The organism is Reinekea marina (genome assembly GCF_030409715.1).
GTDB lineage: Bacteria > Pseudomonadota > Gammaproteobacteria > Pseudomonadales > Natronospirillaceae > Reinekea > Reinekea marina.
This window is the reverse complement of record NZ_JAUFQI010000001.1, coordinates 2,042,040-2,054,162: the sequence shown is the minus strand read 5'-3', so window position 1 is coordinate 2,054,162 and position 12,123 is coordinate 2,042,040. Positions and strand designations below refer to the sequence as shown.

The window sequence follows — 12,123 nt, the reverse complement described above, 5'->3', positions numbered from 1 at the left end:
GATTTACTAGAACTCACCTTATTTAAACAACTAGTTCTCACCAATCATTGCATTAGCCAAAACTTGCGTATACCGATTTGACTTTATTTCTCTACCTAATGAACATAATTCACATCGATTACTTGAAAGCCTATTGATCAACAACCAAGGTAGATCATAATGATTATAGATACCCTCATACTTTATTGGTTTTCCTCGATCAAAGAAATAAAACACATTTAAATATGGATCTGGATAACCACGCTCTGTGTAATACTCCTTAGTTGTTGGCGACAAAGGAAGGTGGTCACTAACAACTAAAATCAATGAATTTGGGTCTCTATCAATCAAACTTTTTACGTTTTCTTCAATAGAAATCGCCCTGTAATAATATTGATTAACAATATTTTCAATACCTTCAAACTCCGTACTCTTTAAATCAACGACTGGCTGAAATCTAGTTTCATCAAAATAGAAGTTATAGTGCCCATATACTCCAAGCATATAGTTCAGACCAAAAGTACTTTTATGACTCTCTAGGAAATGATCAATGGCTTGTTCAAAAAAGTCAGAGTCAAACATATACTCCCCAGCAGAGCCTGTTAATTGTGTGCTTAAATGCGAATCACCGGTTACTAAATATTCTTTTGGAAAGAATGAGTTTTCAAAGCCAGTACTTTTATAAGCATTCAACTTATTAAAATAGCTCGGTTTATATGCATTCTGGGATATTGCAGTATATCCTGAGGATTTAAGCCAATTGGGCAAACAAGATGTTTCATATCCTGAGAATTGATTGAATTCAATTGTCCCATATTGAGATAATGCAGGCGCACCACATAACAATTCAAACTCGGCTTGAGCAGTAGAGCCGCCATATGCAGGAGACAATGAATAATTGCGATAATTTGTTAGGTTTTTCATCCAAGGAGAAAGATAGTTATCAGGCAATTCGATACCTGAAAATAAATAAGGATCGAGAAGGGATTCCATTACAATTAAATGAATATTACGTTTTGGGCTATTTTTTAATGTATCGCTGATGTTTGCAATTTCACCATCTAGCCAACCTTCTTTCACTTCAACATCTTCTAAAGCTTGGTTCCGTAATGCCTCCAGATAAAACAACGTAACAATTCGACCATTGTCTTTTACATTTTTCTCCAGTACAACATGGTGAACCTTAAAGGAAAATTGATCAATAAAACTTACAATGAATGATGGCTTAATATACAAAAGCCCAATGAAAACCACTAAAGGAAAACTAGAAAGCATTATTATTTTCGATGATACTTTCATTACTAAAAATGCAAACAAACTGAATGCCCCAATAAAAACTAACATTAAGGCAACTATTCCAATCCAGCTCAAAACACCAATCAACTCGTTAAATTCTGCAATATCGTTTAACTTAAAAAGCCGCCCCATATTGAAGTAAAAAAAATCCAAAAATAAATACAAAATTAATATAGGCAAAAGCGCAAAGAAGCTTGGAAATTTTACTCGCCCCTCCAAACCAAAATATATAGGTAAGCAAATAAGCAATATTAACGGAACTTCGAAATAAAATTGACCTTTATCCGAATTTAAACCGCCTAATCCGCTAGCTAAAGCTGAATAGACAATCAACCAACAGATAATTTTTAACACTGCCACAATATACGGAGTGCACTTTTTAGTTATTAGAATAAAATTCATAGCAATTACAGGTAACTTTATTTAATTTAAAAAAAAGGCGGCTAAAAGCCGCCTTTATCACAAAAGAACTAGCTTACCAGCCAGCTTTTTCTTTTAATGCGTCGCCAATATCAGCTAAAGAGCGCACAGTTTTAACACCTGCGTCTTCTAATGCAGCGAACTTCTCATCGGCTGTACCTTTACCGCCAGAAATAATCGCACCAGCATGGCCCATACGCTTACCTGGAGGGGCTGTAACACCTGCAATGTAAGAAACAACTGGCTTAGTTACATTTTCTTTAATGTAAGCAGCCGCTTCTTCTTCTGCCGTTCCGCCGATCTCACCGATCATAACAATCGCTTCTGTCTTTGGATCTTCTTCGAACATTTTTAAAATGTCGATAAAGTTAGCGCCAGGAATTGGATCACCCCCAATACCTACGCAAGTAGACTGGCCAAAACCATGATCCGTGGTTTGTTTAACCGCTTCATACGTTAAAGTACCTGAGCGAGAAACAATACCAACTTTACCTGGCAAGTGAATGTGACCTGGCATAATACCGATTTTACATTCGCCTGGAGTGATAACACCTGGGCAGTTAGGACCAATCATTTTAACGCCTTTACGATCAACATATTCTTTGGCTTCTAACATGTCGATTGTAGGAATACCCTCGGTAATACATACAATCAATTCAACGCCACTTTCGGCCGCTTCAATGATTGCATCTTTACAGAATGGCGCAGGTACGTAGATAACAGACGCATGTGCACCTGTAGCTTCTACGGCTTCACGCGCAGTATTAAATACAGGTAGACCTAGATGAGTAGTACCGCCTTTACCAGGAGAAACACCGCCCACCATTTGCGTTCCGTATTCAATCGCTTGTTCACTGTGGAATGTACCTTGTGAACCAGTAAAACCTTGGCAAATTACTTTAGTGTCTTTATTGATTAATACGCTCATGCTGCACCTCCGGCTGCGGCGACGACTTTTTCAGCGCCTTCTTTTAAAGAACCAGCTGCAACAATATTTAAGCCGCTTTCTGCTAATTTCTTAGAACCTAATTCTGCGTTGTTACCTTCTAAGCGCACAACGACAGGAACCTTAACGCCGACTTCTTCAACGGCACCGATAATACCTTCAGCAATCATATCGCAACGTACGATACCGCCAAAAATGTTAACAAATACAGCCGCAACATTTTCGTCAGATAATATAATTTTGAATGCTTCTGCAACACGTTCTTTAGTTGCGCCGCCACCTACATCTAGGAAGTTTGCTGGCTTGCCACCATGAAGGTTTACGATGTCCATTGTACCCATTGCTAGGCCAGCACCGTTAACCATGCAGCCGATGTTACCATCTAGAGCTACATAGTTTAATTCCCATTCCGCCGCATCAGCTTCACGCTGATCTTCTTGCGAAGGATCACGCATTGCTGCGATTTCTTTCTGACGGTAAAGAGCATTACTATCTACTACCATTTTAGCGTCTAGGCAATGCAAGTTGCCTTCATCAGTAATAACCAACGGGTTAATTTCTAATAACGCTAAATCTTTCTCTTCAAACAACTTAGCCAATCCTAAGAAGATATGGGTAAACTGTTTAATTTGCTGGCCTTTTAAGCCAAGCTGGAATGCGATATCACGTGCTTGGTATGGCTGAGCGCCTACCATTGGATCGATTTCAGCTTTAAGAATTTTCTCTGGCGTTTCTTCAGCAACGGTTTCAATTTCAACACCGCCTTCTGTAGAAGCCATGAATACAATGCGACGAGTCGCACGATCTACCACGGCACCCAAATACAATTCGTTAGCGATGTCTGTGCAAGACTCAACTAAAATTTTGCTTACTGGCTGACCATTTTCATCAGTTTGGAAAGTAACTAAGTTCTTACCTAACCAATGCGCTGCAAACTCTTTAGCTTCTTGAGCCGATTTGACCAGTTTTACACCGCCAGCCTTACCGCGACCGCCAGCATGAACCTGAGCCTTAACAACCCACATATCGCCTGGGATTTTACCTACCGCTGCTTCCACTTCTTCTGGAGTGTCACAAGCGAAGCCATCAGAAACCGGAAGACCGTATTCTCTGAAAAGCTGTTTACCTTGATATTCATGAAGGTTCATTATCTTTTCCGTTTTTTAATTGGAGCAATTGAGGAATTTGTTATAGCTATAAGTTTCTTCGAATTTAGCTCGGTCATTGAAACAAAGAACGGAGACAATTCTCCGTTCTTAATTAAATTTACTTACGCTTTTTACGATTAACTTTATGAATCGCCATATTATCTACCGCAAGCGCGGCTTCATGTACTGCCTCAGATAATGTTGGGTGCGCAAAACAAGTTAACTGTAAATCTTCTGCACTTGAGGCAAACTCTAATGCAATTACACCTTGAGCAACCATTTCAGAAGCATTCAAACCAAAAATGTGCATACCTAGCACACGATCAGTTTTAGCATCGGCTAAAATTTTAACCTGCCCTTCTGTAGCATTGGCTGCTTGCGCCCGGCCAATTGCGGCAAATGGAAAAGCACCCGCTTTATAATCAACACCTTCGGCTTTTAGCTCATCTTCGGTTTTACCTACCCAGGCGATTTCCGGGTGAGTATAAATAACACTTGGAATTGCATCGTAGTTCATTTGAGCGTTATGGCCAGCGATAATTTCAGCAACCATGATGCCCTCTTCAGAGCCTTTATGCGCCAGCATAGGACCACGAACAACATCACCTATCGCATAAACGCCAGGAACTGTTGTACGACATTGGTCATCAACAAAAATAAAGCCTCGCTCATCAAGCTTCACACCACAATCAGTTGATAAACAACCTTCAGTGTATGGTCGACGACCTACAGCAACGACTAGTTTGTCGAAAGTTTCCGTTTTTTCGCCTTCCGAATCTTGGAAGGTAACTTCAACTTTTTTACCTTTCTTCTTAGAGCCTGTTACACGAGCGCCCAGACGAATATCTAGCCCTTGTTTAACAAAAGTTTTAAGCGCATCTTTAGCAATTGCACGATCGGCCGTTGCTAAAAAAGTATCCATAGCTTCAAGAACGACCACCTCAGAACCTAAACGTGACCATACTGAGCCAAGCTCGAGACCAATAACACCCGCACCAATTACACCTAAACGTTTTGGCACTTCTGGGAATTCAAGCGCACCCGTAGAATCTACAATAGTGGCACCATCTAAAGGTGTTGGTGGGATATCAACCGGCACTGAACCCATGGCTAAAATAACGTTCTCAGCTTCAATAGATTCAACAGAACCGTCTTTTTTATTTACTTCTACAACTTTATTGGCTTTTAATTCGCCTTTGCCTTCAATAGTGGTAACTCCGTTACCTTTTAGAAGGCCAGCAATGCCTGTCGTAAGCTGATTAACAATGCCATCTTTACGCTCTAGCATTTTTGCTACGTCCATTTTCACAGACTTAACATCAATACCATGAACATCTAAACCGTGGTTTGCTTCAGCATACATCTCAGAAGACTGTAATAATGCTTTAGATGGTATGCAACCGACATTAAGGCAAGTACCGCCCCAAGTCGTCTCACCATCTTTCTTAACCCACTTTTCAATAATAGCGGTTTTCTTGCCTAATTGAGCTGCTTTGATCGCGGCTACATAACCTGCCGGTCCTGATCCAATCACAACCACTTCAAATTGATTTGCCATGGCAATTGTTACCCTTTTTTTGTGAATTAACTTAGGTGAGTTTATCACCCAAGTTTATTTAATTTAAAGTTTTACAGCTCTAGTAAAATGCGAGCTGGATCTTCTAACATGTCTTTAATGGCTACCAAAAATGTAACGGCTTCTTTACCATCAATTAAACGATGATCATAAGAAAGGGCTAAGTACATCATTGGTAAAATTTCAACTTTGCCATTCACAGCCATTGGACGCTCTTGAATTTTATGCATGCCTAAAATTGCGGCTTGCGGCAAGTTTAAAATTGGCGTCGACATTAATGAACCAAACACACCACCATTTGAAATCGTAAAGGTACCACCTTGCATTTCATCGATACCTAACTGACCTGCTTGGGCGCGTTCACCGAAATCACGAATGGTGCTTTCAATACCAGCTAAGCTCATACGACCGGTATCGCGTAACACAGGTACAACCAAACCACGGTTGCTGGATACGGCGACACCAATATCCTGGTACCCGTGGTACACAATGTCGTCACCATCAATAGAGGCGTTCACTTCTGGTTGACGCTTCAACGCTTCAGTTGCTGCTTTTACAAAGAACGACATAAAGCCTAAACGAGTACCGTTATGAGTTTTTTCAAACTGATCTTTATAGCGCTTACGCAGATCCATAATCGGTTTCATGTTAACTTCGTTAAACGTCGTTAACATTGCTGTTTCGTTTGTTGCTTCTAATAAACGCTCTGCGATACGCTTACGCAAGCGAGTCATAGGTACACGTTTTTCTGTTCGCGCACCCGCCGCAACAGGTGCAGCTGCGGCACTAGATTCCGCAGGAATCATGCCTGGGGCACTTTGTGCTGGTGCTGCTGTAGAGGCTGCTTTTACCACATCTTCTTTGGTAATACGGCCACCCTTTCCTGTGCCTTGAATCGCAGCGGCGGTTAAATTCGCTTCTTCCGCTAACCTTCTTGCTGCTGGGCTCATTGGCGCATCTTCAGAAGGGCTTTGCTCAGCGCTTTCAGCCGCTGGTGCTTGAGGTGCTGCTTCAGCCGGAGCGGCCTGATCTACGGCACCTGCTTCGAACTGAGCAATAACTTCAAGGCTCAATACTGTGTCACCCTCATTTTTAACCAATGAAGTCAGTGTTCCATCAGCTGGAGCAACGACTTCTAAAACTACTTTATCGGTTTCAATATCTACCAAAAGCTCATCACGAGAAACTGGCTCGCCAGGCTGTTTGTGCCATGTTGCAATTGAACCATCTGCAACAGACTCTGGGAATTGTGGTGCTTTAATTTCAATAGCCATTTAAGAATCCTTTAAGTCTTTACCTGGCGATTACTGAACATTCAGAATCGCATCGTTTAAGAATTTTTCAAGTTGCTCTAAGTGCAACGCCATATAACCTGCAGCAGGAGAAGCAGAAGCTTCTCGACCTGCGTATCGAAGATATAAACTGTTATTTACTTCATTGATTACTTTACGCATATGATGCTGACTGGAATACCAAGCGCCTTGGTTCATCGGCTCTTCTTGGCACCACACCACATCTTCAACGCGTTTGAATGTTTTAACCACATCGAGTAATCGTTGCTCAGGGAATGGGTAAAGTTGTTCAATTCGTACAATGGCGACATCGTAAGCTTGCTCTTTTTCGCGTTTATCGACTAAATCGTAATAAACTTTTCCGGAACAAAGCACGAGTCGTTTAGCTTTTTTAGGATCAACTTTATCATTTACTTCGCTGATAACAGTTTCAAACTTGCCATTAGCCAGTTCTTCTAAGCTCGAAGTTGCGTCTTTATGACGTAACAAGCTCTTTGGTGACATAACGACGAGCGGTTTACGCAAATTACGTATCGCTTGTCTGCGCAGCATATGGAAAACTTGCGCTGGTGTCGTTGGCATAATTACTTGAATATTTTGCTCAGCACACAACTGAAGGAAACGTTCAAGTCGAGCAGAAGAATGCTCAGGTCCTTGACCTTCATAACCATGAGGCAACAGCATCGTCAAGCCGCATAATCGGCCCCACTTATGCTCTCCTGACGTTATAAACTGATCTATCACTACTTGAGCGCCATTGGCAAAATCACCAAATTGAGCTTCCCAAACAACCATTGCGTTAGGCATCGTCGTTGCATAGCCATATTCAAACGCTAAAACGGCTTCTTCTGATAAGAAAGAATCGTAAATTTGGAATTTAGGCTGATCTTCAGACAAATGTGCCAACGGAACGTAGGTACTACCGTCTTTTTGGTTATGCCAAACAGCATGTCGATGCACAAAAGTACCACGACCAACATCTTGTCCTGTAATACGAACTGGCTGGCCATTTTCGATGACTGTTGCATAAGCAAGTGTCTCAGCGAACCCCCAGTTGACAGGCAAAGCACCGTTTGCCATTTTAATTCGATCTTCAATGATCTTATTAACTTGACGTTGCATGCTAAAGCCTTCAGGCGTGGTGTTAATTTTCTTTGCCAGCGCTTGAAGTTCTTTTAAATCCATACCTGAATCAAAATCATCAACAACAGGCTGATTTAGATACGGTGTCCAGTCTACAAACAACTCAGAATTAGGTTCTTTGACTAAAGCCTTAGCAACGTGCTCGCCACTTTCTAATGCATCTCGGTAATCGTTAGCAACTTGCTTAACATAGTCTTGTGTAACTACACCTGTTTCAACTAATTTAGACGCATACAGTTCAAAGGTAGATTTATGTTTGCGAATAATGCTGTACATTATCGGCTGTGTCATCGCCGGCTCGTCAGCTTCGTTATGACCGCGTCGACGATAGCAAACCAGATCAATAACAACATCGCGTTTAAACTGTTGACGGTAATCAATGGCCATTTGCGTAACAAAAACCACGGCTTCTGGGTCGTCACCGTTTACATGGAAAATAGGCGCTTGAACCATTTTAGCAATATCAGTGCAGTACTCAGTCGAGCGTGCATCTTCTTGCTTAGAAGTGGTAAAACCAACTTGGTTATTGATGACAATATGTACGGTACCGCCCGTGCCATAAGCGCGTGTTTGAGACATTTGGAATGTCTCCATTACAACACCCTGGCCCGCAAACGCGGCATCACCATGGATGTTAACAGGCACAACTAATTCGCCAGTTGCATCATTGCGGCGATCTTGACGAGCTCTAACCGAACCTTCAACTACAGGTGCGGCAATCTCTAAGTGAGACGGGTTGAAGGCTAAGGCTAAATGTAGCTCGCCACCGGAAGTCATGACATTAGACGAGAAACCTTGATGGTATTTCACATCGCCAGAGCCTTGGCTTTCGGATAAGAATGACTTACCTTCGAATTCTTCGAACAAATCACTTGGGTTCTTACCTAGAATATTTACTAACATATTCAAGCGGCCGCGGTGAGCCATACCAATGACAACTTCTTTCGCACCGTAAGAACCACTGCGCTGAATTAACTCATCCATTAACGGGATAAGTGCTTCGCCACCTTCTAAACCAAAGCGTTTGGTGCCTGGGTATTTGGAGCCCAAAAACTTCTCCATACCTTCAGCTGCGCCGAGACGTTCAAGAATATGCTTCTTGGCTTCTACACTGTATTCTGGCTTAGAACGAACTGATTCCATTCGCTGCTCTATCCAGCGTCGCTCAGCAGTGTTTACAATGTGAGTAAACTCAGCCCCTACAGAAGAACAGTAAGTACTTTCTAAGTCAGCTAATATTTCTTTAAGCGGAGCTTCCGTTTTACCAAAATAGAAATTACCGCATTGATAAACCGTGTCCGAATCGGCATCCGATAAACCATGAAAGCTCAGGTCTAAATCGGGTACCTTTGGCCGCTCAACTAAATTTAAAGGATCAAGTTTAGATTGCTGATGGCCACGAAAACGATAAGCGGTGGCTAATTGATGCACTCTGACTTGTTTGCGCTCATGCTCAGTTACGATCGCAGGAGCTAATGTATCGGCGGCTAAATTAGGCGCTTTACCCATCAACAAAAAGTGATCACGTACCGGCTGATGTGGCGTATCAGTTGTCACTTCATCATTAATATTTGGGAGTTTATCGAATACAGAGCGCCATTGCTCCGGTACAGAGTTAGGATCGGCCAGGTAGGCTTCAAACAATTCATCTAAATAGGTTTGGTTGCCACCCGAAAAATGAGAAGACAACCAGAGTTCTTCCATTGAGGCGTTTTGCATTAGTGAACCCTATATGTTCAAACTTAATAAAGTGTTGGTGATTTACAGCAACCACCAACCCAAAACAATAAAAGAGCAGCGAAAAGGCAGTCGAAACTGCCTAAATGCTATTTTATGTCGCGCTACTCAGTAGCATAGACCGAATATGACCAATTGCTCGTGTTGGGTTTAATCCTTTTGGACAAACCGACACACAGTTCATGATGCCACGGCAGCGGAATACGCTAAATGGATCATCCAGCTGAGACAAGCGCTCTTCTGTCGCGGTGTCACGGCTATCCACTAAAAAGCGGTAAGCTTGCAACAAACCAGATGGGCCAATGAATTTATCTGGATTCCACCAGAATGATGGGCATGCGGTTGAGCAGCAAGCACACAGAATACATTCATATAGGCCATCCAACTTTTCTCGCTCTTCTGGTGATTGTAGACGTTCAATCGCAGGAGCGGGTGTATCATTGATCAAAAATGGCTGTACTTTTTCGTATTGCTTATAAAAAGTGCTCATGTCGATGACCAAATCACGAATAACAGGCAAACCTGGAAGCGGACGCAAAACTAATGTTTTGCTCTCGCCGCCTACATCGGATAAAGACGTAATACAGGCTAATCCATTGGTGCCGTTAATGTTCATACCGTCAGAGCCACATACACCCTCACGACACGAGCGACGGTAAGATAAAGTAGGGTCTTGCTCTTTCACTAAGTGCAAAACATCCAAAACCATTAGATCTTTACCGGCTGGGATTTCGACATCAAAATCCTGCATATACGGGCGCTTGTCCGTTTCGGGGTTAAATCGATAGATACTTACTTTCATCTCATAAACTCCTAGTAGGTACGGACTTTCGGTTGGAATGTTTCAACCGTTTTAGGGCTAAAGTTAACATCGCGCTTACCAACAGACTTATCTATTGGGTTAAACAGCGAATGGCACAACCAATTTTCATCATCACGCTCTTCGTAGTCGTAACGCGCATGAGCACCACGGCTTTCTGTTCGTGTATCAGCAGAAATAGCGGTTGCTTCTGCAACTTCCATCAAGTTTGACAACTCCAACGCTTCAATACGTGCCGTGTTGAATGCGTTTGACCGATCAGCCAATACGACATTTTCAACCCGCTCGCGAATTTCGATAAGCTTCTTACGGCCTTCAGCCATTTTGTCGCCTTCCCGGAATACGCCGAAATGCAGTTGCATTGTGTTTTGTAGGTCTTTTTTAACTTGGTCGACACTTTCACCTGTTTTACGAGAATCTAATGCAGTTAAACGAGACATAGCTTGGTCAACATCAGATTCTGAAGCCGCATCAGTCTGGAAACCCTGACGTAACGACTCTTCAATTTGTATGCCAGCCGCTCGACCAAATACCACTAGATCAAGTAATGAGTTGCCACCTAAACGGTTTGCACCATGTACAGACACACAAGCAGCCTCGCCACACGCATAGAGACCCTCTACGATCGTGTCTTGACCTTGACTGTCTTTCATAATGGCCTGACCGCCAACGTTCGTCGGAATACCGCCCATCATATAGTGACAGGTTGGTACAACTGGAATCGGGTCTTTTGCCGGATCAACATGAGCAAAGGTTTTTGATAACTCCATAATTCCTGGCAAGCGAGACTGTAGAAGCTCTTCACCTAAGTGATCAAGCTTTAGGAATACATGATCGCCATCGGCACCGCCCCCACGTCCTTCTAAAATCTCCATCACCATAGAACGAGCCACAACGTCACGACCAGCAAGGTCTTTTGCGTTTGGAGCATAACGCTCCATGAAACGCTCGCCATCTTTGTTGATTAAATAACCACCCTCACCTCGACAACCTTCTGTTACCAATGTACCGGCACCATAAATACCGGTGGGGTGGAACTGCCACATTTCCATGTCTTGAACAGGGAAACCAGCACGCAATGCCATACCAATACCGTCACCGGTATTAATTAAAGCGTTGGTCGTAGAAGCATAAATTCGCCCTGCACCACCCGTGGCTAATACCGTCGCTTTCGCTTGAATGTGTACGATATCGCCCGTTTCAATTTCAATAGCGATCACGCCGACTACGGCACCTTTAGCATTCTTTACGAGGTCGACGGCATACCATTCATTTAAGAAGCTGGTACCGGCCTTTAGGTTACCTTGGTAAAGCGTGTGCAATAATGCATGACCCGTGCGGTCCGCTGCGGCACAAGTACGAGAGGCTTGAGTTGGGTTATCAGGGCCTTTAGATTGGCCACCAAATGGACGCTGATAAATACGACCCTTTTCTGTTCGAGAAAATGGTAGACCCATATGATCTAATTCAAAAACAGCTTGAGGACCCACTGAGCACATATATTCAATGGCGTCTTGGTCACCGATATAGTCCGACCCTTTTACGGTGTCGTACATATGCCAGCGCCAATCATCATTTGGATCTTCACTTGCAATGGCACAAGTAATTCCACCTTGAGCAGAAACCGTATGCGATCGCGTTGGGAATACTTTTGATACTACTGCGGTGTTTAATCCAGATTCTGCTAATTGAAGTGCAGCCCGCATACCTGCACCACCACCACCAATTACGATGGCGTCATAAGTCATTGTTTTAATAGTTGCCAT

At 42.8% G+C, this 12,123-nt stretch carries 9 protein-coding genes; 1 reads left to right on the top strand and 8 read right to left on the bottom strand.

Going from position 1 to position 12,123, the window contains the following annotated elements:
• Nucleotides 1–30: 30 nt before the first annotated feature.
• Nucleotides 31–1,215, bottom strand: a complete 1,185-nt coding sequence (locus tag QWZ13_RS10860) for a sulfatase-like hydrolase/transferase (protein WP_290281786.1) — start codon at nucleotides 1,213–1,215, stop codon at nucleotides 31–33.
• Between QWZ13_RS10860 and QWZ13_RS10855 the strand changes: the two genes are divergently transcribed.
• Entirely contained in the window at nucleotides 1,193–1,417 is a 225-nt protein-coding gene (locus QWZ13_RS10855) for a hypothetical protein (protein WP_290281785.1), read from the top strand. The two genes, QWZ13_RS10860 and QWZ13_RS10855, sit on opposite strands and share 23 nt — an antisense overlap.
• 333 nt (nucleotides 1,418–1,750) lie before the next feature.
• On the opposite strand, the gene sucD is transcribed toward QWZ13_RS10855, so the two are convergent.
• From sucD to sdhA, 7 genes are all read right to left on the bottom strand, one after another.
• Nucleotides 1,751–2,623, bottom strand: a complete 873-nt coding sequence (gene sucD, locus QWZ13_RS10850; RefSeq protein ID WP_290281784.1) for a succinate--CoA ligase subunit alpha — start codon at nucleotides 2,621–2,623, stop codon at nucleotides 1,751–1,753.
• On the bottom strand, nucleotides 2,620–3,789 hold the full coding sequence (sucC, locus tag QWZ13_RS10845; RefSeq protein WP_290281783.1) for an ADP-forming succinate--CoA ligase subunit beta: 1,170 nt from the start codon (nucleotides 3,787–3,789) through the stop codon (nucleotides 2,620–2,622). Before sucC ends, sucD begins: the two co-directional genes overlap by 4 nt.
• A gap of 118 nt (nucleotides 3,790–3,907) precedes the next feature.
• Nucleotides 3,908–5,347 (bottom strand): dihydrolipoyl dehydrogenase, encoded by a 1,440-nt coding sequence (lpdA, locus tag QWZ13_RS10840; protein WP_290281782.1) that lies wholly within the window; start codon nucleotides 5,345–5,347, stop codon nucleotides 3,908–3,910.
• A gap of 71 nt (nucleotides 5,348–5,418) precedes the next feature.
• On the bottom strand, nucleotides 5,419–6,639 hold the full coding sequence (gene odhB, locus QWZ13_RS10835; protein ID WP_290281781.1) for a 2-oxoglutarate dehydrogenase complex dihydrolipoyllysine-residue succinyltransferase: 1,221 nt from the start codon (nucleotides 6,637–6,639) through the stop codon (nucleotides 5,419–5,421).
• A gap of 30 nt (nucleotides 6,640–6,669) precedes the next feature.
• Nucleotides 6,670–9,519 carry a 2-oxoglutarate dehydrogenase E1 component gene (locus QWZ13_RS10830; protein WP_215999595.1) on the bottom strand — a complete coding sequence of 950 codons (2,850 nt, stop codon included), beginning with the start codon at nucleotides 9,517–9,519 and terminating at the stop codon, nucleotides 6,670–6,672.
• Nucleotides 9,520–9,631: 112 nt separating this feature from the next.
• A complete protein-coding gene (locus tag QWZ13_RS10825; RefSeq protein ID WP_215999594.1) occupies nucleotides 9,632–10,339 on the bottom strand; it encodes a succinate dehydrogenase iron-sulfur subunit in 708 nt (235 codons plus the stop codon).
• Nucleotides 10,340–10,350: 11 nt separating this feature from the next.
• Nucleotides 10,351–12,123 carry a succinate dehydrogenase flavoprotein subunit gene (gene sdhA / locus QWZ13_RS10820; protein ID WP_215999593.1) on the bottom strand — a complete coding sequence of 591 codons (1,773 nt, stop codon included), beginning with the start codon at nucleotides 12,121–12,123 and terminating at the stop codon, nucleotides 10,351–10,353.